Source organism: Micromonospora sp. NPDC049903 (assembly GCF_044460945.1).
In the GTDB taxonomy this organism is placed as follows: domain Bacteria; phylum Actinomycetota; class Actinomycetes; order Mycobacteriales; family Micromonosporaceae; genus Micromonospora.
The window spans coordinates 934539-959538 of sequence record NZ_JBITKL010000001.1; the positions used below are offsets into that span (position 1 = coordinate 934539).

Genomic DNA, 25000 nt, shown 5'->3' on the forward strand with positions numbered 1-25000 from the left:
ACGCGGCGTTAGTAGGGGACCCTTCCTTGCACCGCGGCGGCGCGGTAAATCGGTTGCCGGCCGTTTGCCGGGGAGTAGGATTTCCGTTTCCGCCTGACGGCCGAGGTGAGTAGCACCGGAGCGGACGTCCCGCGCCGACCCGTGGTCGGACACGCGAGCGGCAGCCTTCCTCCCCGTCAAGGAGCACGTGGATGAGCCTGCACGCCCCACAGACCCCGCCGCCGACCGGCCTCGACGACGAGCTGACCGCCGAGCGAGCGCACCTGACCCGGTCCCGAGCCGCGCTGCACCGGATGCGCGAACGCGCCGAGGCGCTCTTCGCCACCGGCGACACGGTGGCCGGTGACTCGTACACCGCCGAGCAGCTCGGGCGGCACCTCGCCCGAAGGGTGGCCGAACTGGCCGACGACCCACGGACGCCGCTGTTCTTCGGCCGGCTCGACTTCGGTGACGCCGACGCCGAGCACGCCGGGCGGCGCTACCACGTCGGCCGCCGGCACGTCACCGACGAGCAGGGCGAACCGCTGGTGCTGGACTGGCGGGCCCCGGTGTCGCGGTCGTTCTACCGGGCCAGCGCCCGTGACCCGCAGGGGCTCGCCGTGCGCCGCAGGTTCGGTTTCGGCGACGGCGTGCTGACCAGCTTCGAGGACGAGCACCTCGACCGTGGCGAGGAACTCGGCACCGCCAGCCGGATCCTCACCGCCGAGATCGAACGCCCCCGGATCGGGCCGATGCGCGACATCGTCGCCACCATCCAGCCAGAGCAGGACGAGCTGGTCCGTGCCGACCTGGCCGACTCGATCTGCGTACAGGGCGCGCCCGGCACCGGGAAGACGGCGGTCGGGTTGCACCGCGCCGCGTACCTGCTCTATCTGCACCGGGAGCGGCTGCGCCGGTCGAAGGTGCTGGTCGTCGGCCCGAACCGGGCCTTCCTCGGGTACATCGCAGCGGTGCTGCCCGCCCTCGGTGAGGTGGAGGTCGCGCAGGCCACCGTCGAGGACCTGGTCGACCGGGTGGCGGTGCGCGCGGTGGAACCGCCCGAGGTGGCGAGGATCAAACACGACGCCCGGATGGCCGAGGTGTTGCGCCGGGCCGTCGACGCGTACGTGGGCGAGCCGACCGAGGCGATGACCGTCTCCGACGGCTCCTACCGCTGGCGGATCGGGTTGGAGCCGCTGCACCGGCTGGTCCACGAGACCCGCGCGGAAGGGCTGCCGTACGCCGTCGGCCGGGAACGCATCCGCGCCCGGGTGGTCGGGCTGCTGCAACGGCAGGCCGAGGCCCGGCGGGCGGAGTCGCCCAGCGACGCCTGGCTGCGCCGGACGGGCCGCTCGAGGCCGGTCACCACGTTCCTGGACGCGGTCTGGCCCGCGCTCACCCCGGAAGGGCTGGTGCACGCCCTGCTCGGCGACCCGGCCCGGCTCACGGCGGCAGCGCAGGGCCTGCTCACCGCCGACGAGCAGGGCCTGCTCACCGCCGGGAAGCTGGCCCGTACGCCGAAGGCCACCCGGTGGACCGCCGCCGACGCCGTCCTGATCGACGAGGCGGCCGGGCTGATCGAGCGGCCGACCGGCTTCGGGCACGTGGTGGTGGACGAGGCACAGGACCTCTCCGCGATGCAGTGCCGGGTGATCGCCCGGCGCAGCGAGCACGGTTCGCTCACCCTCCTCGGTGACCTGGCCCAGGCGACCGCCCCGTGGGCCGCCACCGACTGGCGGGAGACCCTGCGGCACCTGGGCAAGCCGGACGCGGTGGTGGTGCCGTTGACGGTCGGCTTCCGGGTACCGGCGGAGGTGCTCGCGTTCGCCAACCGGCTGCTGCCGGCGCTCGCCGTCGACGTACCGCCGGCCGAGTCGCTACGCCACGACGGCACGCTTGCGGTGCGTACCGTGACCGAGCTGGCCGAGGCGACGGTGGCCGAGGTGCGGGCGGCGCTCGCGCACGAGGGGTCGATCGCGGTGATCGCCGCCGACGACGCGGTGGCCGGGCTACGCGCGGCGCTGGCCGCGGCGGGGATCGAGACGGCGACCGTCGACGAGCCGACGGCGGGTACGCGGGTCTCCGTCATGCCGGCCACCACCGTCAAGGGTCTGGAGTACGACCACGTGGTCGTCGCCGAACCGGCCGCCATCGTGGCCGCCGAACCGCGCGGCCTGCACCGCCTGTACGTGGTGCTCACCCGGGCGGTGTCCCGGCTCTCGGTGGTGCACGTCGCGCCACTTCCCGCCCCACTCGGCTGATTGCGCGGTGGCACCGAGCCGATAGACCGTTGCACACGGAGCAACGTGGAAGGAGCCTCCCGTGATTCTCGCCCGCGCCGACCAGGTCAGCCGCCGCTACGGCGAAGTCCTCGCGCTGGACCGGGTCGACCTGGAGGTTCGCGCGGGCGAACTGGTCGGCCTGCTCGGGCCGAACGGTGCCGGCAAGAGCACCCTGCTCAACCTGCTGGTCGGGCTGCGTCGGCCGACCTCGGGCCGGGTGGAGCTGTTCGGCGGCGACCCCCGGGACGCGGCGAACCGGCAACGGATCGGTATGACGCCGCAGGAGACCGGGCTGCCCGCCACCCTGCGCGTCGGCGAGGTGATCGACTTCGTCTCCGCCCACTACCCGGACCCGGTGCCCCGGGGTGAACTGCTCGACCGGTTCGGCCTCACCGCCCAGGTCAAGCGGCAGAGCGGCGGGTTGTCCGGTGGCCAGAAACGCCGGCTGGCCGTGGCACTGGCCTTCGTCGGCCGCCCCCGGTTGGTGGTGCTCGACGAGCCGACCACCGGGCTGGACGTGGAGGCCCGGCACACCCTGTGGGAAGCCATCCGGTCCTTCCACGCCGACGGCGGCACGGTGCTGCTGAGCAGCCACTACCTGGAGGAGGTGGAGGCGTTGGCGCGACGGATCGTGGTGATCGGGCACGGTCGGGTACTCGCCGACGACAGCGTCGACGCCGTCCGGGCCGTGGTCGGCGTACGCCGGGTCAGCCTGACCACCGACGCGCTGCCCACGCTGCCCGGGGTGGCCCGCACCGAACACGTCGACGGCCGGACGCACCTGCTCACCGCCGACGCCGACCAGCTCGTCCGGGATTTGGTCACCAGCGGCGTCGACTTCCGCGACCTGGAGGTACGGCCGACCTCGCTGGAGGAGGCGTTCCTCGCCATCACCACCGCCGACACCGAGCCGACCCCCGTCTGAGGAAGTGCCTGCCGTGCCACTCGCCCTGACCCACGCGCGTTACCAACTGCTGGAGACGGTCCGCATCCCGATCGCGCTCTTCGGCAGCGCCTTCTTCCCGGCCGTCGCGATGCTCTTCTTCGTCGTGCCGTGGGCCGGCGACGACCCGGTCGGCGCCACCTTCGCCACCGCCTCGATGGTCACCTTCTCGGTGATGAGCGCCAACATCTTCCAGTACGGCATGGGCGTCGCCGAGGACCGCCAACAGCCCTGGGACCCGTACACCCGGACGCTGCCCGTCGGGCCCGGACCACGCTTCGCCGGCCGCGTGCTGGCCGGTCTGCTGATCACCTACCTGTCGCTGATCCCGTTGGTGGTGATCGCCGCGACGTTGACGGCGGCCGATATCACCCTGCTCCGGTTCCTGCTGGCGCTGGCCACCGTGGCCGTGGTCGCGGTGCCGTTCACCCTGCTGGGGCTCGCCATCGGGTACTCACTGCCGAGCAAGGCGGCGATCGTGGTGGCCCAGGTCGTCTTCTTCCCGATGGCCTTCGGCGGCGGGCTGCTCTCCTCCCCCGGTGACGCGCCCGGCTTCATCGAGGCGATCGCGCCGTTCCTGCCCACCCGGGGCGCGGTGGAGCTGATGTGGGCGGCCGTCGGCGACTTCCAGGTCAGCACGTTGTCGCTGGTCATGCTCGGGGTCTGGGTGGTGGCGCTGGCCGCGATCGGTGCGTGGGCGTACCGGCGGGACGAGGGTCGCCGGTTCAGTTGACGTTCCGGCCGTTTCGCTCGGGCGGCGGCCGGGCGGTGCCACGATGCCGGTGAGGGCGGTCGAGCGGCGAGCGCCCCGAGCCGAGAGGGGTGGGGAGTGGTCGAGGTCGCGCCGGGCACCCCCTGCTGGGCCGATCTGGCCACCCCTGAGCTGGACGCGGCCCGACGGTTCTATCCCGAGCTGTTCGGCTGGACCGGTCGGGTCGATCCCGAACCGGAGGCGGGCGGCTACACGGTCTTCCTGCTCCGTGGGCGACCGGTGGCCGGTGTGGGGCCGCCGGCCGTACCGGACCAGGTGCCGATCTGGTCGACGTACGTCGCCACCGACGACGCCGACCTGGTCGCCGGTCGGGTGGAGCGGGCCGGCGGGCAGGTGGTGGTACCCCCGTTCGAGGTGTTCGACCGGGGTCGGATGGCGGTGTTCAGCGACCCGGCCGGTGCCGCGTTCAGCGTCTGGCAGCCGATGACCTTCGGCGGGGCCGACGTGTTCGACGTGCCGGGCGCGATGTGCTGGACCGAGCTGGTCACCCCCGACCCGGACGGGGCACGGGTCTTCTACGAGCTGGTCTTCGGGTGGCAGCCCGAGGAGGAGCCGATGGGGCAGGTCGCCTACACCGGGTGGCGGCTGGGTGACCGCCTGGTGGCCGGGATGATGCCGCCGCTGGGTGCGGAGTTCCCGGCCGACTCACCGGCGTACTGGACGCTGTACTTCTCCGTCGCCGACGCCGACGCCACTGCCGCCCGCGCCGCCGAGCTGGGCGGCACCATCCTCGTCCCGCCCCGGGACATTCCCGCCGGCCGCGTCACCGCCCTACGCGACCCGCACGGCGCCCTCTTCTCCCTCGTCGCCCTGACCTCCTGACCGCCCCCACCCGTCAGCGGGGACGGGTGGGGAGGACCAGGGGGCCGTGGGGGCCGGGGACGACCGTGACGTGGGCCCGGTAGTAGCGGGCGAGCATCTCCTCGGTGAGCACCTCGGTCGGGGTGCCCTCGGCGACGATCCGGCCGTCGGCCAGCAGCACCATGCGGTCGGCGTACTCGCCGGCGATGGAGAGGTCGTGCATGGTCGCCAGCACGGTCAGGCCGTGCGTACGGCGCAACTGGTCGACGAGTTCCAGCACCTCCTGCTGGTGACCGATGTCCAGCGCACTGGTCGGCTCGTCGAGCAGCAGCAGGGTGGCGCCCTGTGCCAGCGCGCGGGCCAGGAAGACCCGCTGCCGCTCACCGCCGGAGAGGGTGGCCAGTTCCCGGCCCTGGAAGCCGGCCAGGTCCAGCCGGCCGAGCACCTCGTGCACCACGGCCAGGTCGGCGGCGGACTCCCGGCCCAGCGGCGGGATGTACGGCGTACGCCCGAGCAGGACGTAGTCCAGCACCGCCATTCCGGGCGGTACGACCGGGGACTGGGCCACGGTCGCCACCACGCGGGCCCGTTCGCGGCGGCGCAGGGCGCTCAGCGGCGTACCGAAGAGGTGGATGGCGCCCGGCGCGGCGAGCAGGCCGCCGACGGCCCGCAACAGGGTCGACTTGCCGGCGCCGTTGGGACCGATCACGGTGACCCACTCGCCAGGCTGGACGGTCAGGTCGACACCGGCCAGGATCGGTGTGCCGTCCAGGCTGATCCGCAGGTCACGCACCTGCACGGCGGCGGCGTCGGACGCGGTCCGGTCGACGCCTGACGACTCGGGCGCGGTCACGTCAGCACCCGTCGGGCGGTCCGCAGGATCAGGACGAAGAAGGGACCGCCGAGCAGCGCGGTGACCACGCCGATCGGGATCTCCTGCGGCGCGGCGGCGGTCCGGGCCGCCACGTCGGTCAGGGCCAGGAAGGCGCCGCCGAACAGCAACGACAGCGGCAGGATGACGCGGTAGCTCGATCCGGCGAGCAGTCGTACGGTGTGCGGCACGATGATCCCGACGAAGCCGATCAGGCCAGAGGCGGACACCGCGGCGGCGGTGCCCAGCGAGGCGGCGGCGATCAGCAGGTACCGGGAGCGCTGCGGGTGCAGGCCGAGCCCGGCCGCCTCGTCGTCACCCACCGAGAGCACGTCCAGTTCCCGCCGGTGCAGCAGGATGACCAGGCTGGTGAGCAGGAAGTACGGCAGCACCAGCCGGACGTCGTGCCAACCGGCGGTGGCCAGCCGCCCAAGCAGCCAGGAGTACACCTCCTGGATGCTGTCCGCGTTGCGTTGCAGCAGGTACGTCTGCCCGGCGGAGAGGAACGCGGAGACGGCCACCCCGGCCAGGATCAGCGTGGCCGGCGAACGACTGCGTCCGCCGGCCACCCCGAGCAGGTACGTCATCGCGACCGCACCGAGCGAGCCGACAAAGGCGGCCAGCGGGATGGTGAGCGGGAGTCCGCTGAGCGCACCGCCGGTCGCGGTGCCCAGGGTCAGCACGACGGTGACCGCGAGGCCCGCCCCGGCGGCCACACCGAGCAGGTACGGGTCGGCCAGCGGGTTGCGGAACACACCCTGGTAGGCGCCACCGGCCAGGGCCAGCAGTCCACCGACCAGCAGACCCAGCACCACCCGGGGCAGCCGCAACTCGGTGACGATGGCGATCTCGCGCTCGGTCAGCCCACTCTCCAGGCGTACCCCGGGCAGCAGGTTGAGCAGTTCGATCGCGACACTGCCGGGCGGCAGGCTGACCGGCCCGAGCGAGACGCCGGCCACCAGGGCGACGAAGACGGCGAGCACGCCGATGGCGAGCCAGCGTTTCCGCAGGCCCGCCGGCCGGCCGGCCGCCGGTAAGGAAGGGTCCCTTGCTAACGCCTGGTGCATAGGAAGGGTCCCCTGCTAACGCCTGACGTCGGTCACTCGGCAACCTTGTTGGTGGCGTCCACGATGGTGCGGAGCAGGTCCACCACACGCGGGCCCCAGCGCGAGGCGACGTCGTCGTCCAGCTCGACGATCTGGTCGTTCTTGACCGCCTCGATGCCGGACCAGCCGCTGCGCGCCTTGACCGTAGCGGCGCTCTGCTGGCAGCACTTCACGTCGGAGAGGAAGACGAAGTCCGGGTTGGCCTGGACGATCACTTCCTGGGAGAGCTGCGGGTAGCCGCCGTTCTTGCCGTCGGCGTCCGCCGCGTCGGCGATGTTCTCCAGCCCGGCGAGGGCATAGATCGAGCCGATGAAGGTCTTGCTGGTGGCGGTGTACAGCTCCGGTCCAAGCTCGTGGAAGTAGGTGGGCGCCTGGACCCGCTGCGGCACCTCGGCGACGATCTTCGTGATGTCGTTCTTCATCCGCTGCACCACGTCGCCCGCCGCGTCGGCGTTGCCGGTGAGCGTGCCCAGCTCGGTGATCTGCCGGTACGAGTCGTCCAGGGTCTGCGCCGCCGGGGTCAGGTAGACCGGGATCTTGAGCGTGGTGAGCTGGTCGACGATCTTGTTGCGGTCGTCGCTGAGCACCACCAGGTCGGGGTTCTTCGCGGCCACCGCCTCGGCGTTCGGCTGGTAACCGGAGAGGTCCGTCTTCGGCGCGTCGGCCGGGTGGTTCGACTGGTCGTCGACGGCGGTGACCTGCGGCCCGGCACCGATGGCGAAGAGCATCTCGGTGGCCGTCGCGGAGAGCGAGACGATCTTCTCGGGACGCTGCTCCAGGGTCAACGACCCGACGGTGACGGGGAAGGCGGCGCCACTGCGGCTCTCGCCGGTGCTGGGTGTCTCGCTGCTGGTCTCGGCGCAGGCGCCGAGGGCGAGCGCGGCCACCGCGAGAGTGGCGGCGAAGACCCGGGGGGTACGGCTGAACATCGGTCCTCCTGTCGGTCGAGGAGTGCTGCTTCGCCGACAGGAGCCGGAGCGACCCGTCCGCGAGGCGCCCTTCCTCGAGAGCGCGGATCGCGACGCGCCCCAGGCGACCTGACTCGTCCCCGTTCTCGGGGCATCACAGTTGCGGGACAGCGCCGGTTTCGCACCGGCTTCGCTGCGGCGGGTCGGTACGACGGTAGCGCACGGCGGGACCGCGACCCCGCTGAGCAGGTCGCGGTCCCGGTCACGTGCAGCCCGTCTAGTTCGCTGTTGTCCGTTTGGCCCCTGGGACGGGGCCCCGCGCGAGGGGGTGTGGCGGGGCCCCGCCGATTTCAGGAGGCGGTGATGGTGACGTTGTCCACAGCCGCCTCGACCAGGCTGGCCGTCGACGCGTCGGCGGCCTCCACCAGGATCCGGACGGACTGTCCCGCGTACGGGGTGAGGTTGAGGTTGGCCTGCGCCCAGGCGCCGTTGCGGTTGCTCGCCGCGCCGGCCTGGGTCAGCAGTGCCGTGGTGCCGCCGTTGTGCACCACGCTGACCCGCAGGTAGTCGGCCGACGACGAGTTGGATCCGTGTGCCAGGTACCAGGCCAGCGACAGGGTCAACGTACCGCTGGACGGCAGGGTGACCGCCGGGGACCGGGCGCTGGTCACGCCGCCGTCCACGTCGTAGTCTCCGGCGGCGCTGCCGGCCAACCGGCCGGTGACCAGGTCGTTGCTACCGGCGAACGGGGTGAGCTGCTTGGCGCCGCTGGAGTTGGTGGCCTGCGCGGCCCCCCGCTCCCACTGCCCCGAGGTCGCGGTGTCGGTGCCGTTGGGGTTGATCGTCCAGCCGGTCGCGGTCTCGAAGGTGTCCGACCAGACCGTGGTCCCGCTGCCACCGCCGCAGTACTGCGACTGCTTGCCGATGGCTCGGTAGGGGCAGTCGGCGTACTCGGAGAGGATCAGCACCGCCTCCCGGTTGCGCGAGGTCTGCGCCGGGATGACCTCGTCGGGCGGATAGAAGCCGCCGCCGGAGGCCGAGCCCGGATACAGCTCGAAGGTGTACGCCCAGATGCCGTGCGTCGCCCACATCCAGTCGATGCTGCTGCCGTCGGTGATGTACAGGTCGCTGGACTGCTGCGGGGTGAAGCCGTTGGTCGCCGCCATCTGCTGGCCGATGGTCGCGAAGGTGTTGTACTGGTCGGCGTTCATCCCGGTGGCGGTGTTGCTGGTCGTGTAGCCGTACGGCCAGAGCACCAGCTCGGAGTAGGTGTGGAAGTCGATGTTGGCCTTGATCTGCTGCACCCCGCCGACCACTCGACTGTTGACGAAGTTGCGCAGCGCCTGCGTCTCCGGAGCGGAGAACGCCGACGGGCCCCGGTAGGTGTCCGAGGAGGTCGAGCCGGACGAGCCACCGCAGCACCCGAAGTTGTAGCTCCAGTTGCGGTTCAGGTCGGTGCCGACGTACGACGAGCCGCTGTTGGGTTGCCGGTTCTTCCGCCAGGACCGGTAGGAGCCGGTGGCGATGTCGTACTCGCTGCCGTCGGGGTTGACGGTCGGCACGATCCAGATCTCCCGGTTGTTGACCAGGCTGGTGATCCGGGAGTCGGAGCCGTAGTTGTCGGTGAAGAGGTTGAGCAGATAGATCGCCATCTCGACGGTCAGGTGCTCGCGGGCGTGCTGCTGGGCGTTGAACAGGATCTCCGGCTCGTTCTCGTCGGTGGCGACGTTGTCGGAGATCTTCACCGCCACCAGGTCCCGGCCCTCGTACGAGCTGCCGATGCTGATCTTGCGGGCGATCGACGGGTGGTCCGCGACGACCTGGTTGACCACGGCGGTCATCTCCGCGTAGTCGTGGTAGTTCGCGTCGGCCGGCGGGAAGGCCAACGCGCCGACCTGCCCGTCCGCGGTGCCCCGATCGGTGGGCAGGGCGGCGATCGCCTCCAGCCGGAACCCGAGGCGGGTGATCGCGGCGGCCTCGGCGCGGGTGGCCGAGACGTGCAGCACCCCGTGTTCGGAGTAGTCGATCGCGGCACCGGTGCCGGCGATCGCGTTGCGGTCGGCGAGCGTCTTCGGGCCGAGCACCCGGTAGGGCACGGCGGCCGGCTGCTCGTCCCGGTTCGGGGCCGGTTCGGCGAACACCGGTGGCGCGGAGATGGTGAGCAGGCCGAGCCCGGCGGCGACGATGAGCGCCAGGGCACGGCGGACGGGGATCGAACGGAAGGCCATGGACAACCTCCTGGAGGCGCGGGGGTTCCCCGCCCGGCAGCGGACAGCCCACCACCGGCCCCATGGTCATATCAACATCGATCGCTGTGCGGCCCATCCCAGTCGGATCCTCATGCCGACGACATGGTCCCGTCGCCGCAGGTCAGGAGGACGGGCCGCGTCCCGGCTCGGTGGACGAGCCGGACTGGTCGGACGTGCCGCCGTCGGCCTGACCGCCGGAGACCGTGTCGGTCTCGGCCTGGTCCTCGCCGGCCAGAGCGGACCGCAGTCGCTCCTTCTCCGAGCGGCGCCGCTCGGCGGCGGCGGCCATCTCCTCGGCCATCTGGTCGCGTACGCCCTTGAGCAGGAAGAAGGAGACCGCAGCGGAGAACAGCAGGGCCAGGATCAGCTTGAGGAAGATGTCCATGTCGACCGGCCAGAGGGCCAGCATCACGACCACGAACAGGCCGATCCGGCCGAGGGTGTACTTGGCCGCCGCGCTCACGTCGTACTCCATTCTCCGCCGGGGGCGGCGTCTCTCAGCTCCTCCGTGCGGCTCCGCCGCACGACGCAGGGCGACCTCAGGTCGTCCGGTCGACCAGCCAGCGGACGCCGGGGAACCAGACCAGCGCGTACACGACGGTGAACGTCACCGCCGCCAGACCGCCGGAGAGCAGCGGCGGCAGCCCGGTCACCGCGCCCGCCACCAGCAGGCCGGAGACCACCGCCATCGCCAGCGCCACCAACCCGGCCACCACCCGGGGCGCGCCGAATTCCCAGGCCCTGAAGTCCTCCCAGAACAACCAGACCGCCAGGATCACCGCCAGCCACCCGTTGGCCTGGCCGAAGTCACCGGCACCGAACCAGGCGAAGGCGGTGTCGAAGAGCACCAGCACCAGCATCCCGATGACCACCCCGGCCAGGCTGACGCCGAGCAGATCACCCAGGAACCGGATGCGCCCGTCGTCGTCCCGGCGCGGAAACGCGCCCTGCTGCTCGCTCATCGTCGTGCCAGGGTACGCGTCGGCTCAGGCCCAGACCTGCTGCGGCTCGGAACGGCGCTCCGCCATGCTCGGCGCGGCGTCGTACTCGCGGACCACCTCGTAGCGGGTGTTCCGCTCGACCGGGCGGAAGCCGGCGTCCCAGATCAGGTGCAGCAGGTCGTCCCGGTGCATCGTGTTCGGCGTCCCGTACGAGTCCGCGTCGTGCGTGATCTTGTATTCGACGACCGAGCCGTCCAGGTCGTCCACGCCGAAGTTGAGCGAGAGTTGGGCCACCGAGAGCCCGTGCATCACCCAGAAGCACTTGACGTGCGGCACATTGTCGAACAGCAGCCGGGAGACCGCGAAGGTCTTCAACGACTCGGCCGGCGAGGCCATCGTGGTGCGGGCCTGGATCCGGTTACGGATCTTGCCGTCCGCCGAGTCGACGAAGTCGTGCTGGTAGCGCAGCGGAATGAAGACCATGAAGCCACCGGTCTCGTCCTGCAGCTCACGCAGCCGCAGCACGTGGTCGACCCGGTGCCGTGGCTCCTCGATGTGGCCGTAGAGCATGGTCGACGGCGTCTTCATGCCCTTGCTGTGCGCCAGCCGGTGGATCCGCGACCAGTCCTCCCAGTGGCAGGCGTGGTCGACGATGTGCTGGCGGACCTCCCAGTCGAAGATCTCCGCGCCGCCACCGGTCAGCGACTCCAGACCGGCCTCCATCAGCTCGTCGAGGATCGCGTCGGCGGTCAGCCCGCTGATCTTCTCGAACCACTGGACCTCGGTGGCGGTGAACGCCTTGAGCTTGACCTTCGGCAGCGCGGCCTTCAGCTCGCGCAGCACCTTCGGGTAGTAGCGCCAGGGCAGCGTCGGGTGCAGGCCGTTGACGATGTGCAACTCGGTGAGCTGCTCGTCCTCCATCTCCTTGGCCTTGCGGACCGCCTCGTCGATGCGCATCGTGTACGCGTCCTTCTCGCCCGGCTTGCGCTGGAAGGAGCAGTACGCGCAGGAGGCGGAACAGACGTTGGTCAGGTTGAGGTGCCGGTTGACGTTGAACATCACCCGGTCGCCGTTGCGCTCGGTGCGCGCGTGGTGGGCCAGCCGCCCCAACCAGGTCAGGTCGTCGCTGGAGTAGAGCGCGATGCCGTCCTCACGGGTCAGCCGCTCCCCGGCGTACACCTTCGCTTCGAGCTCGCGCTTGAGTCCGGCGTCCATCGAAAGCCCGTCCCTTTCCCCTGCGTCCGCGACCGTTACCGGCCGCAGTCAGAGCCTACGTCGCACACCCGGGCTGCTCACACCGTGGTCCATCGGTGACCGGCGTCTCGCGAACTCACAGTTTTCTTTAACCCGTCCAAACATCGACACCACGCACCAGGTGAGGTAAGACAGGATGGGGCACGCCACACCTCACACCGGTGACACCTGGCGATCTGGCGACACCTGGCGGTAGCGTCCCCACCGCCGCGTCCGACCCCCGGCGCGGCGTAGCAGGTCCGGACGGGAGCGCAATGGTCGACAGCACGGACGGACGACGGCGACGGCGACGGAGTCCGGTGGTCTCGCCGGTGCTGCGGCCGATGCTCTGGTCCGCCCTGCTCAGCGCCGTCGCCACCGCCGTCCTCGCGGCTCCCGCGTACGCCGAGCCGAGCGTCCCGGTCACGGTGCCCGACACCGGCTCCCGCCCGGCCGTCGCCGGCCAGCTCCAGTTGCCCGGCGCACCGACTGGCGGCACCCCCGGTGTGGTGGCTCCGATCGTCACCCCCGCCGGCAACGCGCTCGAAACTCAGATCAACGCCGTCGAGGCACGGATCGGCGAGCTCGGCACGCAACTCCTCGACCTGCAACAGCAGCGCACCGAGGCCGAGTCCCAGCACACCGCCGCCGGACGCACCCTGGAGTTCGCCCGGGCCGCGGTCACGCAGGCCGAGCAGCGCGCCGACCAGGTCGCCGCCGAGGCGATCAAGGTCGACGCCGCCCAACCGCCCGGCGACTGGGCGGCCACCCTCCGGGACCTGGAACTGCTGCACCGGGCCAACCGGGGTGAGCGCAGCGAGGGCGCCACCGGCCCGGCCGCCGGCCAGGTCAGCCGCGCCCGCGCCGACGAGCAGGTGGCCACGCAGGCGTACACCGCCGCCGAGCAGCGGCTGCGCGGGGTCCAGCAGCAGTACGCCGCCACCCAGCAGTCGCTGCGGCAGGAAGAGGCCAAGCTGGTCAAGCTGCGCGAGGAGAACTCCGCGCAGTTGATCACCCTGGCCCGCCAGCAGGAGGCCGCCGAGCAGCGACTCGGCACCGACTACGGCGACCAGTCGGCCGATGGGCTGGTCGCGCACCCCACCGCGTTGGCCGCCCTCGCGTACGCCCGCCGCCAGCTCGGCGACCCGTACGTCTGGGGGGCCACCGGGCCGAACTCGTTCGACTGCTCCGGCCTGGTCTGGTCGGCGTACCGGTCGGCCGGGTACTACAAACTGCCGCGGGTCGCCCGCGACCAGTACTACGCGACCCGGTCCCGCACCGTGCCGCGCAACGCGCTACTCCCCGGCGATCTGATCTTCTTCGCCTCCGGCAGCAGTTGGCGGACCATCCACCACATGGGCATGTACGTCGGCGGCGGCAAGATGATCCACGCACCGACCACCGGCGACGTGGTGAAGATCTCGACGGTGCGCTGGTCCCGGTTTTACGCCGCGACCCGGGTGGTCGGTGCGGTGCCCGCCCCCGCCACGCCTCCCACCCCGTCGCAGCCGCCGGCACCCAAGCCCACTCCGAAGCCGACGCCGAAGCCCACCATTACTCCGAAGCCGACGCCGACGCCGCGACCCACGTCGCCGTCCCCCTCGCCCACGGGCTCGCCCACGCCGAAGCCGACCGACTCCCCCTCGCCGTCGGTGACGCCGTCGCCGACCACCTCGCCGTCGCAGAGCCCGTCGGCCCCGGCCACCCCGAGCACGGAGAGCAGCAGCCTCGCCCCGACGAGCAGCAGCCTCGCCCCGACCACGGCGGCGAGCAGCAGGGCTCCCGAGGAGAGCGCCTCGGCCTCCCCGTCCACCGTCGGCGGTCGCTGACCGAACGGGGCCCGCCGAGGCGATCTTCGGCCCGACCCGCGCGTACACGAGGGACACTGTGCGGGCTACGGGTGTGCCAGCCGGTCGGGATGTGGCACGGTGTCACACAGGCACTGCCGGTCCGGGGCACGGATCCGGGTGCGAGCGTGGCACGGAGGACGAGGATGACCGAGCACGAGGTTCCGGCGAAGCCGGCCGACCCTGCGTCCACCGCCGCTCCGAGCACCACCGCCGAACCGCCTCCGGCCACCGCCGAGCCTGCACTCTCCAACCCCGGGCCTGCGCCCTCCGCCCCTGAGCCTGCACCTTCCGCCTCCGAGCCTGCCGCTTCCGCTGCGCAGCCTGCTCCGACGGCCCCTGAGCCCGCGCCGGCCGGCCCGGAGCCGACGCCTTCCGCATCCGGCTCGGCGGCCGTCATCGGCACCGCTGCCGACCTGGTCGGCACGGGCCCCGCGCCGTCACCGGCGGCACCGAGCGACACGGACCGGCCACCGGCACGCGGCCGGGCGGGGGTCGCCCGCGTAACCGCCCCGGGGAGTTCGGCGGTCATCGGCACCGGACCAGCCGCCCCGGCCACCGGCGGGCCCGGATCCGGCGCTCCCGCGACGGGCGGCGGTACCACGTACCGTGCCGGTTCCCCGGTGTCCCCCGAGGCCGAACGACCGCCGGTGATCGCCCGAGCGCAGGTCAGTGTGGCCGGCGCGGCGGGTGCCGGCACGACCCAGCCCGCCGATTTGAGCGCACCGTCGGCCGTTGCGGGCGGGAGCGGTGTCACCGGTACCGCCAGCGTCGCGGGCACGAACGGCACCGCCGGCACCACGGGCACGAGTGGGGCCGCGAGCGGCACGGGCACCAGCGCCCTCACCGGTGGCACGGGCATGAACAGGGCCGTCGGCAGCGCGGGCGTGAGCGGTGCCGCCAAGGTCGGGACGGCGAGCGTGCCGGGGCAGCGGGAGCCGGTGCCGCCCACTGCGGCACGTGCCAGCGTCCGGGTCGCCGGCCTGGGCCAGGTGAGCGCGGACGAGGCCGCAGCCGCCGGTGGTGGCCGGGCCGCCGGGATCTACCGGTCGACGCCGGTCGCCCCGGAATCGGCCGAGCCCGCCGGACCGGCCGAGCCACCGCAGCCCACGACGCCGGATCCCCAGCCGGTGCCGGATCCGGCACCGGCGGAGCCCGCTCCGACGCCGCCCGCGCCGGTGCCGGGACCCAATCCACCGTCGCCGACGCCACCCGTCCCGGTGCCCGCGCCGCCGACGCCCGGGCCGTACCCGCCGGGACCGGTGCCCGCACCGCCACCCGCTCCCCGGCCGGCACCGCCGATGCCGGGCCCGCCGTCCCCTCCGCCCGGCCCGCCCGTGCCGCCGCCCCCGCCGCCGCCCGGCCCGATGCCCGCACCGCCGTTCCCGCCGCCACCGGCCACCACCGCCTCGGCGACGGCAGCATCGGCCACGGCTGCTACCTCGACCACGGCTACCTCGACCACGTCGGCAGCGGCAGCGTCGGCAGCGGTGCCGTCGATCACCGCGCCGTCGGCCGTGTCCGGCTCGGCACCGCCGGTGGTGCCCGCTCCGGCGCTGCCGGCGTGGCCGCCACCGACCACTCCGGCCGGGCGTCGGGACGAGCCGGTCTCCGGCTCACCGGGGGTCGCGCCTCGGGTCTCGGCACGGCCTGGGCTGCGTCCGGCCGAGCCGCCGACGGCCCCACTCGACACCGACCGGGCCCGGCCGGTCCCGCGCGGCACCGACCCGGACCGGACCCAGGCGGTGCCGCTGGACGACCCCGACGTCACCAGGCCGGTGCCCCGGCCGAACCCGCCGTCGGCGGCGGCCGGGCCACCGACAGCGGCCCGTCCCGGACCTCGGTCGGACGCCTCCGGCCAGGCCGGATCGGCGACGTACCGTCCCGGCGGGTCCGATCTGAGCGCCTACTACGCGGACGGGTCGGGAGCCAACACCGTGGCCTTCCCGGCCGGCGAGGAGAACTCCGGGTCACTCACCGGTCACATCCTGGCGCAGGGCTGGACGGACACTCCGGCCGAGCGGTCCGGCAGCACCCTGCGGGTGGCGATCGTGCTGGCGGTCGCGCTGGGCCTGCTGGTGGCGTTCAGCGTGCTGGTCGTCCTGCTGACCAACGACGCCCTGAGTGGTCTGACCGGCGCTCTGCCGGGGTGAACAGCGGGTGAGTCCGCCCACTACCCCCATCCGGTCCCCGCGTGGGGACGACACTCGCCGTACACTTGTGGGCGATCACTGACCTGGCGCGCGACCGCGCGCCCATGGGCGTTCTTGCGGACGGATCCGGCGGCGCAGTGCCGTGGCGGGACATCGCGAAGGTGCGCCCCGCTCGAAAGGCATTTCTTGACCACCTCCGCTGCCTCTGGCATGCCCCTGTCCGCCTCCGACGTTCCCACCGATCTGCCAGCCGACGCCGCCGGCCCTGACCAGTCGATCGACTTCGGCGCACTGGGGCTGCCCCAGCCGCTCGTGCGCGCCCTCGCCCGGCAGGGCATCACCACACCCTTCGAGATCCAGCGCGCGACCGTGCCGGACGCCCTCGCCGGGCGCGACGTGCTCGGCCGGGGACAGACCGGCTCGGGCAAGACGCTCGCGTTCGGGCTGCCGCTGCTGGCCCGGGTGGCCGAAGGGGGCCGGGCTCGCCCGATGCGCCCGCGTGCCCTCGTCCTGGTGCCCACCCGGGAACTCGCCATGCAGGTCAACGACGCACTCCTGCCGCTGGGCAAGTCGATCGGCGTCTTCCTGAAGACCGCCGTCGGCGGAGTGCCCTACGACCGTCAGATCGACGCGCTGCGCCGGGGCGTCGAGGTGGTGGTGGCCACCCCGGGCCGACTCGCCGACCTGATCGACCGTGGCGTCTGCCGCCTGGACGACGTCGAGGTCACCGTGCTCGACGAAGCGGACCAGATGGCCGACATGGGCTTCCTCCCCGAGGTCACCGAGCTGCTGGCGAAGACGCCTGCGAACGCGCAGCGACTGCTCTTCTCGGCCACTCTGGACACCGACGTGGACACGTTGGTCAAGCGGTTCATGACCGACCCGGTGACCCACTCCACCGCGCCTGCGACCGCTGCGGTCTCCACCATGGACCACCACATGCTGCTGATCCCGCCGCAGGACAAGTTCCCGGTGACCGCGTCGATCGCGGCACGGTCCGGTCGGACCATCGTCTTCGCCCGTACGCAGCTCGGCGTGGACCGGCTGGTCACGCAGCTCGCGGCGGTCGGCGTACGCGCGGGTGGGCTGCACGGCGGCAAGACCCAGCGGATGCGTACCCGCACCCTGGCCGAGTTCCGCGAGGGCCGCACCAACGTGTTGGTGGCGACCGACGTGGCGGCCCGGGGCATCCACGTGGACGGTGTCTCGCTGGTGTTGCACGTCGACCCGCCGAAGGACCCGAAGGACTACCTGCACCGGGCCGGGCGCACCGCGCGGGCCGGCGAGACGGGCGCGGTGGCGACCCTGGTGCTGCCGAAGCAGCGCCGCACCACCCTGGCGATGATGGAGAAGGCCGGTGTCGAGCCGGAGCAGACCCGGGTACGCGTCGGTGACGCCGCCCTGGCCGAGCTGACCGGAGCCCGCGAGCCGAGCGGGGTGCCGGTACGCGAGGAGCGGGAGGAGCCGCGTCGACCCGGTCGTCCGGCCAGCGGACCGCGTCGCTTCGGCGACCGTCCCGGCGGTGACCGTCGCTTCGGCGACCGCCCGGCCGGGGAACGCCGCTTCGGCGACCGCGCCTACGGCGACCAGCCACGCGGCGAGCGCCGGTTCGGTGACCGCAGCTACGGCGACCAGCCGCGCGGGGAAGGCCGCTACGGCGACCAGCCACGCGGCGAGCGCCGGTTCGGTGACCGCGCCTACGGCGACCAGCCCCGTGGGGAGCGCCGGTTCGGCGCCGACCGGGGTGGGCGCTCGGAGGTGCGGGGCGACGAGCGGCGCGGGTCGGTCGGGCGTCCCCGGGCGCACACCTACTGATCGTCCTTCGGCGCATGGCCTGCCGGGCCGGGCGCGGTGGCGTAACGTCCGCAACATGTCGACCACGCGGAAGTCGTTGCTGTGGACCCGGTCCGACACGGCCGGTGCCGAACACGCCGTGGTCGACGACAGCTCCGGGCTGACCGCGCACGGCACCCAGATCGCCGCCGACCCGGTGCCCTACACCTGCCGCTACCAGGTGGCCACCGACTCCGGGTGGGTCAGTGTCCGCCTGGAGGTCGAGGTCGAGGGTGCCGGGTGGCGGCGGAGCGTACGCCTGGAACGAGCGACCGGGCGGTGGCGGGTGACCGCCGCCGAGCAGGGTGACCTGGACGCGGTCCTCTCCGCCGCCGGACGGCCCCCGGCCGGGCTGCCCGGCCTGGAGGACCCGGACCGTCTGGCCGACACTCTCGACGTCGACCTGGGCGGCTCGCCGCTGTTCAACACGCTGCCGGTGCGGCGGCTCGGGCTGACCACCGCGCCCGCCGACACCACGCACCGGATCGACGTGGCCTGGGTGTTGCTGCCGAGTCTGACCGTGCTCCCCGCCGAGCAGGTCTACACCGGGCTGGGCCCGCACCGGTTCCGGTACGCCAGCGACGGCTTCAGCGCCGAGGTGGACGTGGACCAGGACGGGTACGTGCAGCACTACCCCGGTCTGGCGGAGCGCGGCACGCCCCGCTGAGTCACCGCCGACTCAGCCCGGCCAGGAACCGTCGGCCAGGAAGCGTTCCACGGTCGCCAGGTGCGGGACCAGGTCGAGGCCCTGCCCAGCCACCCACTCGTCGGCGTAGTACGTGTCGGCGTACCGGTCACCGGCGTCGCAGATCAGGGTGACCACCGAGCCGGTGCGCCCGGCGGCGCGCATCTCCGCGATCAGCCCGAAGGCGCCCCACAGGTTGGTGCCGGTCGACCCGCCGACGCGTCGGCCGAGGACCGCCGACCCGGCCCGCATGGCGGCCAGGGAGGCGGCGTCCGGCACCTGCACCATCCGGTCCACCACGGCGGGCAGGAACGACGCTTCTACGGTCGGCCGACCGATCCCCTCGATGCGGGAGCCCCGGCCGGTGCGGACCGACCAGTCGGCCGCCTGCCAGGCGGGGTAGAACGCGGAGTTCTCCGGGTCCACCACGCAGAGCTTGGTGGGCAGCCGCCGGTAGCGGGCGTACCGGCCGATGGTGGCGCTGGTGCCGCCGGTGCCGGCGCCGACCACCACCCAGGCGGGTACGGGATGGCGTTCCAGAGCGAGTTGCGCGTAGATCGACTCGGCGATGTTGTTGTTGCCCCGCCAGTCGGTGGCCCGTTCGGCGTAGGTGAACTGGTCCATGAAATGCCCGGCGGAGTCCTCGGCGAGCCAGCGCGCCTCGATGACCACCTTGGCCGGATCCTGCACCAGGTGGCACCGGCCGCCCTGGAACTCGATCTGGGCGATCTTCTCCGGCGACGTCGAGGCGGGCATCACCGCGATGAACGGCAACCCCAGCATCCGCGCGAAGTACGCCTCGGAGACCGCCGTGGAGCCCGACGACGCCTCGACGATCGTGGTCTCCGGCCCGATCCGGCCGTTGCAGAGGCCGTACAGGAACAGCGAGCGGGCCAGCCGGTGCTTGAGCGAGCCGGTCGGGTGCACCGACTCGTCCTTGAGATAGAGGTCGATCCCCCACGACCTGGGCAAGGGGAAGGGCAGCAGGTGGGTGTCGGCGGACCGGTTGGCGTCCGCCTCGACGGCGGCGATCGCCTCGGTCACCCACCGCCGGCTTGCCTCGTCGCACCGGTCGAGATGAGTCACGCTCGGAAAGGTAGCAAGCCGCTCAGGACGAGGTCTGTGCCACCGGCTGGGGCCGGTTCTCCCACTTGGTCGACAGGGCGATGCCGGTCCGGGTGGAGGCCACGCCGGGTGTCCGGTTCAGCCGTACGATCAGCCGCTCCAACTCGGCGATGGTGCTCACCCGTGCCTTGAGCAGGAAGGACTCGACTCCGGCCATGAAGTAGCAGGACTCGATCTCCGGTATCGCCCGGAACGCCTCCAGCACGTCGTCGGTGTCCGCGCCGGAGTCCTCGACGATGCCGATCAGGGCGGTGACGCCCAGCCCGACGGCCTCCGGCTCGACGTCGGCCCGGTACGCCCGGATTACCCCGCCGGACTCCAGCTTTCCGACGCGTTCGTGCACTGCCGGCGCGGATAGACCGACCTGGCGGGCCAGTTCGGCGTACGACAGGCGGGCGTTGCTCCGGAGCAGGTCCACGAGGCTGCGGTCGATGGCGTCCACGGACTGTGACCCTAGTCGGCGACGGGTGACACCGGGACGCCGGCATCCGTTGGGCATGGCAGTGGGTGACAGTTCGCATACCCAGGGTCCGAAGGGCGTGCCGCCGGTAGCATTTACTAACTTCTCACTCAGTGCGTTTTTCGCGTTTGGCGGACAGGCCAGTTCGCTGGTGCTGTAATTGCCATACGTCCCTCATGACGGCTCTGGGCTCGCACCGGCCGGGGGCAGTGTGTTCAGCCGGGGGCTTCGTCGACGCGAGGAGGGGGCTGTGGACACTGGAGATCGCCTGCTGACACCGGGTGAGGTCGCCGCGCTGTTTCGGGTTGACCCGAAGACTGTGACGCGATGGGCGGCAGCCGGCCGGATCGGCAGTATCCGGACTCCAGGAGGGCACCGCCGGTTTCGGGAATCCGAGGTGCGGGCCCTGCTTGAAGGGGAGGGCATGCTGGAAGAGGCGGACGAGATGGGCAGACCACGCAACAACGGCCCAGCCGCCTCGACCGGCTCAGGTCCGGCCAACGCCGGCATGTACTGAGTGGTGCGGGTCAGGACGCGGACCGGTCGTCAGGTCCGGTCCGCGTTCAACTTCCCCGCCCACCTGCGGAACAGGGTGTGCGGTACGCCGAGGGCGTCGAGCACCTTCCCGGCCACGAAGTCCACGAGCTGGGCCGCCGAGGCGGCGGCTCCCGCGCCGTAGAAGCCGGGACTGGCCGGCAGCACCACCGCACCGGCGTCGTGCAACGCGATCAGGTGTTCCAGGTGGCTACGGGTCACCGGGGTCTCCCGGGGCACCACCACGACCCGTCGACGCTCCTTGAGGTTGACCTCGGCGGCGCGCTGCAACAGGTCCTTGGACAGCCCGATGGCGATGCCGGCGCAGGCGGCCGTGCTGGCGGGTACCACCGCCATGCCACGCACCGGGTACGAGCCGCTGCTCGGCCCGGCCGCCAGGTCACCGGCCGGCCAGTGCCGTACGTCCGCGCCGTTCAGGTCGCGACCGAGCCAGGCGCTCAGGTCGTCGGCCCAGTGGGCGTCCCGGAACGACCTGCCGGTCTCGTCCAGCACGGTCAGTCGGGCGGCCCGGGAGACGATCAGGTCCACCGACTCCCCGGCGTCGAGCAGCCCGCGGACGACTGCGGCCGCGTACGGCGTGCCGGAGGCCCCGGAGACGCCGACCACCCATGGTTCACGCATCCCTCAAGCCTGCCTGGTCACCGTCGACGCCGGTGCGGCACCCCCGGGACCTGCCCTGATCCGGCAGTAGAGGGGCGTTACGCCACCGATGTCCGATCGGCGTGCGGGGGCCATCGCGACCTGGCATGCTGCCTGGTGCCGCACGCGGTACGGCACCTCAGGGGGAGGGATCGGGATGGGCCAGTACGTCCTGCCCTCACTGCGGGACGCCTGTCCGATCCCGTCCCGGCTGTCGCCGTACTCCGACGACGTGCAGGAGTGGTTGATCCACTGGTTGCCGCAGACCGGGCTGACGGTGGACCCGACAACCGCCAGGCTGCTGGCCGGGGCCCGCTTCGCCCGCTACGCCGGCCGGCTCTATCCGGACGCCGACGAGCCCGACCTGCGCGTACTCACCGCACTGTTCACCTGGTTCTTCCTGGTCGACGACGCCTGCGACAAGCCCGACCGGTTCACCCTCGCCGAGATTCGTGGACTGCGCGACGGCGTACTCGCGGTGCTGCGCGGGCAGGCCCGCTCACCGCAGACCGGGCTGGCCGGGCCGATGCGCCGGCTGCTGGTGACCGCCTGGCGGGAGCCGCGCCGCCGGATGTCGGCCCCCTGGCGGGCACGATTCGCCGACGCGGTCGCCCACCACCTCGACGGGACCTGGCAGGAGGCGGCCAACAAGACCGGCGGTCACCGGCCCGGCGTCGCCGAGTACGTCGAGCTGCGCCGCGCCACCTCGGCCGCGTACGTGTCGTATCCGCTGGTCGAGTTCGTCACCGGTCGGCCGCTACCCGACGCGGTCTACCATCATCCGGCGCTGAGCCGATTCCGGGACCTCGGCAACGACCTGCTGTCCTGGTACAACGACCTCGCCTCGCTGGAGCGCGACGAGGCCACCGCCGGTGGGCACAACCTGGTGCTGGCGACCGCCGCCGAACACCGGCTGTCCCGGGAGGCCGCGATCGAGTCGGTGATCCGGCGCTGGCACACCACCATGCGGGAGTTCGTCGACCAGCGAGCCGCCGTGCCGTCGTTCGGTCCGGCGCTGGACGAGGCCGTCACCGCCCATCTCGACGGGGTGTCGCGGGCCGTGCGCGGCACCATCGACTGGACGCTGGAGAGTGCCCGCTACGCGGGTAAGGAAGGGCCCCTTACTAACGCCTCCGGTAGATAAAGGGTCCCTTCCTAACACCCCGAGCCCTCACCCGAACCCCGCCGGCACCCACGCACGGCAGGGCGGCAGGGCGCGCGGCCGGGGTCAGGGACGCAGGCCGAGCCGGACGACCAGGTCGAGCACGGCGAAGGCGAACAGGGCGATGCCGACGAAACCGTTGGCGGTGAAGAAGGCCCGGTTGACCCGGCTCAGGTCGGTCGGCGTGACCACCAGGTGCTGGTAGCCGAAGGCGACCGCGGTGAACAGCAGACCGATCCACCAGAGCCAGCCGAAGCCGACCAGCACGCCGAACCATCCGAAGAGCGCGAACGTCACCACGTGCGAGACCGTGGAGGCGTGCAACGCGAAGCGCAGGCCGTACCGGGCCGGCACGCTGTGCACGCCGATCTCGCGGTCCACCTCGGCGTCCTGGCAGGCGTAGATCAGGTCGAAGCCGCCGATCCACAGGCCGACGGCCGCGCCGAGCAGCCAGGCCGGTCCGGAGCCGGCGAAGGTGCCGGTGACCGCCAGCCACGCGCCGATCGGGCCGACCGCCTGGGCCACCGCCAGGATCGCGTGCGGCCAGTTGGTGAACCGCTTGCCGTACGGGTAGACCACCAGCGGCACCACGGCCAGCGGCGCGAGCACCAGGCAGAGCGGGTTGAGCAGGGCGGCGGCGGCCAGGAAGACCACCAGGGCGACGCCCGCACCGGTCCAGGCCGTCCGCAGACTCACCGCCCCGGTGACCAGCTCCCGGTTGGCGGTACGCGGGTTCCGCGCGTCGATCCGGCGGTCCAGGATGCGGTTCGCGGCCATCGCGAACGTCCGTGCCCCGACCATCGCCACGGTGATCAGCAGCAGGTCGAGCCAGCGCACCCGGCCACCGTTGACCTGCATCGCGGTCAACGCCGACAGGTACGCGAACGGCAACGCGAACACCGAGTGCTCGATCGCCACGAGCTTGAGGAAGGACTTCACGCGCCCCGGGCGTTCGGCCGGCTCCACGGCGGCGGTCGCCATCAGATGCCGTACTCCTTCCAACGCTTGTCGACCAGCGAGACGACCTCGGGCGACATGGTCATCTCCTCGGGCCAACCCCGGGTGTAGCCCTCGGTGGGCAGCTTGCGGGTGGCGTCGATGCCCGCCTTGCCGCCCCAGAACTGCTGGTACGAGGAGTGGTCCAGGTGGTCCACCGGCCCCTCGGTGAGCAGCAGGTCGCGGGCGTAGTCGACGTTGCCGAAGGCGCGGAAGGCGACCTCGCGGTAGTCGTGCACGTCGCAGTCCTCGTCCACGATCACGATCAGCTTGGTCAGCGACATCATGTGCGCGCCCCAGATCGCGTTCATCACCTTCTGGGCGTGCTTCGGGTACCGCTTGCGGATCGACACGATCGCGCAGTTGTGGAAGACCCCGGCGGCCGGCAGGTCGTAGTCGACGATGTCCGGGATGAGGAAGCGCAGCAGCGGCGCGAAGATCCGCTCGGTGGCCTTGCCGAGACCGTGGTCCTCCTGCGGCGGCTTCGAGGTGACGATCGTGTGGTAGACCGGGTCGCGCTGCATGGTCATCGCCTCGACGTGCAGCACCGGGAACGGCTCGACCGGGGTGTAGAAGCCGGTGTGGTCGCCGAACGGCCCCTCCGGCAGGCGCTCGCCCGGCTCCAGGTAGCCCTCCAGCACCACCTGGGCGTGCGCCGGCACCTGCAACGGCACGGTCAGGCAGTCGACCATCTCCACCCGCTCGCCGCGCAGGAACCCGGCGAACAGGTATTCGTCGATGTCGGCGGGGAGCGGCGCGCTGGACGCGTAGCTGACCACCGGGTCACAGCCGATGGCGATGGCGACCGGCAGCCGCTGGCCGAGCCGCTCGGCGACGGCGTGGTGCGCGGTGGAGTTCTTGTGGATCTGCCAGTGCATGCCCACCGTGTTGTGGCTGTGCTGCTGGAGCCGGTAGAGGCCGAGGTTTCGCTTGCCGGTCTCCGGGTGCTTGGTGTGGGTCAGCCCGAAGTTGTGGAAGATCCCGCCGTCGCCCGGCCACACCTGCAGGCCCGGCAGCCGGTTCAGGTCGACGTCGTCACCCCGGTAGACCACCTGCTGACACGGGGCGGTCTTGACCTTCTTGGGCGGCATCGACTTGAGCTGCATCACCTTGCCCAGGCCGCCCATCATGCCGGAGAAGCCCATCGGCAGCTCCGGCTTGAGCATCTCGCCGATCCGGTTGCCGATCTCGTCCAGCGACTCGACGCCGAGCGCCATCGCGGTGCGCTTCTCGGTGCCGAAGAGGTTAATCGCCACCGGCATCTCGCCCCGGGTGGGCCGCTCGAAGAGCAACGCCGGCCCGTCCGCCCGCACGGTCCGCGTGACGACCTCGCTGATCTCCAGCGTCGGGTCGATGGGTACGCCGACGCGCCGTAGCTCGCCCGCGCGCTCCAGCGCCGCCAGGAAGTCCTTCAGATCGGTGTACGGGAACCCACGAGCCGCCATGCAGCAAGTCTGTCC

The 25000-nt window shown here is 72.2% G+C and carries 23 protein-coding genes and 1 riboswitch; of the genes, 10 read left to right on the forward strand and 13 right to left on the reverse strand.

Going from position 1 to position 25000, the window contains the following annotated elements; genetic code table 11:
- Window positions 1-191 precede the first annotated feature (191 nt).
- From ACIBO1_RS03945 to ACIBO1_RS03960, 4 genes are all read left to right on the forward strand, one after another.
- A complete protein-coding gene (locus ACIBO1_RS03945; protein ID WP_396741169.1) occupies window positions 192-2240 on the forward strand; it encodes a HelD family protein in 2049 nt (682 codons plus the stop codon).
- Between the two features lie 61 nt (window positions 2241-2301).
- Window positions 2302-3186: an ABC transporter ATP-binding protein gene (locus ACIBO1_RS03950; RefSeq protein ID WP_396741171.1), complete on the forward strand. Its 885-nt coding sequence runs from the start codon at window positions 2302-2304 to the stop codon at window positions 3184-3186.
- A gap of 13 nt (window positions 3187-3199) precedes the next feature.
- Entirely contained in the window at window positions 3200-3937 is a 738-nt protein-coding gene (locus ACIBO1_RS03955; protein ID WP_396741173.1) for an ABC transporter permease, read from the forward strand.
- Between the two features lie 96 nt (window positions 3938-4033).
- Window positions 4034-4798 (forward strand): VOC family protein, encoded by a 765-nt coding sequence (locus ACIBO1_RS03960; protein WP_396741175.1) that lies wholly within the window; start codon window positions 4034-4036, stop codon window positions 4796-4798.
- A 13-nt stretch (window positions 4799-4811) separates the two neighbouring features.
- Here the strand turns inward: ACIBO1_RS03960 and ACIBO1_RS03965 are convergent, their stop codons facing one another.
- The 7 genes from ACIBO1_RS03965 to mqnE all read right to left on the reverse strand — a co-directional run bounded on the left by ACIBO1_RS03965 (window position 4812) and on the right by mqnE (window position 12067).
- A complete protein-coding gene (locus ACIBO1_RS03965) occupies window positions 4812-5576 on the reverse strand; it encodes an ABC transporter ATP-binding protein (protein ID WP_396741514.1) in 765 nt (254 codons plus the stop codon).
- A 50-nt stretch (window positions 5577-5626) separates the two neighbouring features.
- Complete coding sequence (locus ACIBO1_RS03970; RefSeq protein WP_396741177.1) at window positions 5627-6715, reverse strand: FecCD family ABC transporter permease; 1089 nt, start codon at window positions 6713-6715, stop codon at window positions 5627-5629.
- 32 nt (window positions 6716-6747) lie between these two features.
- Window positions 6748-7683 carry an ABC transporter substrate-binding protein gene (locus ACIBO1_RS03975; RefSeq protein ID WP_396741178.1) on the reverse strand — a complete coding sequence of 312 codons (936 nt, stop codon included), beginning with the start codon at window positions 7681-7683 and terminating at the stop codon, window positions 6748-6750.
- A 107-nt stretch (window positions 7684-7790) separates the two neighbouring features.
- Window positions 7791-7851, reverse strand: a riboswitch (cobalamin riboswitch).
- A gap of 161 nt (window positions 7852-8012) precedes the next feature.
- Window positions 8013-9890 carry a M14 family zinc carboxypeptidase gene (locus ACIBO1_RS03980; RefSeq protein ID WP_396741180.1) on the reverse strand — a complete coding sequence of 626 codons (1878 nt, stop codon included), beginning with the start codon at window positions 9888-9890 and terminating at the stop codon, window positions 8013-8015.
- A gap of 142 nt (window positions 9891-10032) precedes the next feature.
- Window positions 10033-10374, reverse strand: coding sequence for a DUF4229 domain-containing protein (locus tag ACIBO1_RS03985; RefSeq protein WP_396741182.1), 342 nt, complete (start codon window positions 10372-10374; stop codon window positions 10033-10035).
- Between the two features lie 76 nt (window positions 10375-10450).
- Complete coding sequence (locus tag ACIBO1_RS03990) at window positions 10451-10873, reverse strand: hypothetical protein (protein ID WP_350697453.1); 423 nt, start codon at window positions 10871-10873, stop codon at window positions 10451-10453.
- A gap of 24 nt (window positions 10874-10897) precedes the next feature.
- Window positions 10898-12067 carry an aminofutalosine synthase MqnE gene (gene mqnE / locus ACIBO1_RS03995; protein WP_396741184.1) on the reverse strand — a complete coding sequence of 390 codons (1170 nt, stop codon included), beginning with the start codon at window positions 12065-12067 and terminating at the stop codon, window positions 10898-10900.
- A 293-nt stretch (window positions 12068-12360) separates the two neighbouring features.
- On the opposite strand from mqnE, the gene ACIBO1_RS04000 reads away from it, so the two are divergent.
- The gene (locus ACIBO1_RS04000; RefSeq protein ID WP_396741186.1) at window positions 12361-13914 is read left to right on the forward strand and encodes an NlpC/P60 family protein; all 1554 of its coding nucleotides are present in this window, start codon (window positions 12361-12363) and stop codon (window positions 13912-13914) included.
- Between the two features lie 1060 nt (window positions 13915-14974).
- On the opposite strand, the gene ACIBO1_RS04005 is transcribed toward ACIBO1_RS04000, so the two are convergent.
- Window positions 14975-15655: a hypothetical protein gene (locus ACIBO1_RS04005; RefSeq protein ID WP_396741188.1), complete on the reverse strand. Its 681-nt coding sequence runs from the start codon at window positions 15653-15655 to the stop codon at window positions 14975-14977.
- A 22-nt stretch (window positions 15656-15677) separates the two neighbouring features.
- Between ACIBO1_RS04005 and ACIBO1_RS04010 the strand changes: the two genes are divergently transcribed.
- The 3 genes from ACIBO1_RS04010 (at window position 15678) to ACIBO1_RS04020 (ending at window position 18585) form a co-directional block, all read left to right on the forward strand.
- A complete protein-coding gene (locus ACIBO1_RS04010; RefSeq protein WP_396741190.1) occupies window positions 15678-16085 on the forward strand; it encodes a hypothetical protein in 408 nt (135 codons plus the stop codon).
- A 186-nt stretch (window positions 16086-16271) separates the two neighbouring features.
- A complete protein-coding gene (locus ACIBO1_RS04015) occupies window positions 16272-17900 on the forward strand; it encodes a DEAD/DEAH box helicase (RefSeq protein WP_396741192.1) in 1629 nt (542 codons plus the stop codon).
- Between the two features lie 55 nt (window positions 17901-17955).
- Window positions 17956-18585, forward strand: a complete 630-nt coding sequence (locus ACIBO1_RS04020) for a putative glycolipid-binding domain-containing protein (RefSeq protein ID WP_396741194.1) — start codon at window positions 17956-17958, stop codon at window positions 18583-18585.
- Window positions 18586-18597: 12 nt separating this feature from the next.
- On the opposite strand, the gene ACIBO1_RS04025 is transcribed toward ACIBO1_RS04020, so the two are convergent.
- Together ACIBO1_RS04025 and ACIBO1_RS04030 are read right to left on the reverse strand one after the other, a co-directional pair.
- Entirely contained in the window at window positions 18598-19689 is a 1092-nt protein-coding gene (locus ACIBO1_RS04025; protein WP_396741196.1) for a PLP-dependent cysteine synthase family protein, read from the reverse strand.
- Window positions 19690-19711: 22 nt separating this feature from the next.
- Window positions 19712-20170, reverse strand: coding sequence for an Lrp/AsnC family transcriptional regulator (locus ACIBO1_RS04030; RefSeq protein ID WP_396741198.1), 459 nt, complete (start codon window positions 20168-20170; stop codon window positions 19712-19714).
- A gap of 268 nt (window positions 20171-20438) precedes the next feature.
- On the opposite strand from ACIBO1_RS04030, the gene ACIBO1_RS04035 reads away from it, so the two are divergent.
- The gene (locus ACIBO1_RS04035; protein WP_350697461.1) at window positions 20439-20705 is read left to right on the forward strand and encodes a BldC family transcriptional regulator; all 267 of its coding nucleotides are present in this window, start codon (window positions 20439-20441) and stop codon (window positions 20703-20705) included.
- Window positions 20706-20734: 29 nt separating this feature from the next.
- Here the strand turns inward: ACIBO1_RS04035 and ACIBO1_RS04040 are convergent, their stop codons facing one another.
- On the reverse strand, window positions 20735-21364 hold the full coding sequence (locus tag ACIBO1_RS04040) for a UbiX family flavin prenyltransferase (RefSeq protein WP_396741200.1): 630 nt from the start codon (window positions 21362-21364) through the stop codon (window positions 20735-20737).
- Window positions 21365-21539: 175 nt separating this feature from the next.
- Between ACIBO1_RS04040 and ACIBO1_RS04045 the strand changes: the two genes are divergently transcribed.
- Window positions 21540-22526 (forward strand): terpene synthase, encoded by a 987-nt coding sequence (locus tag ACIBO1_RS04045; RefSeq protein WP_396741202.1) that lies wholly within the window; start codon window positions 21540-21542, stop codon window positions 22524-22526.
- Between the two features lie 84 nt (window positions 22527-22610).
- Here ACIBO1_RS04045 and mqnP read toward each other — a convergent pair whose 3' ends face one another.
- The gene (gene mqnP, locus ACIBO1_RS04050; protein ID WP_396741204.1) at window positions 22611-23525 is read right to left on the reverse strand and encodes a menaquinone biosynthesis prenyltransferase MqnP; all 915 of its coding nucleotides are present in this window, start codon (window positions 23523-23525) and stop codon (window positions 22611-22613) included.
- Complete coding sequence (locus ACIBO1_RS04055; protein ID WP_396741206.1) at window positions 23525-24985, reverse strand: menaquinone biosynthesis decarboxylase; 1461 nt, start codon at window positions 24983-24985, stop codon at window positions 23525-23527. The genes mqnP and ACIBO1_RS04055 overlap by 1 nt, the downstream gene beginning before the upstream one ends.
- Window positions 24986-25000: the final 15 nt, after the last annotated feature.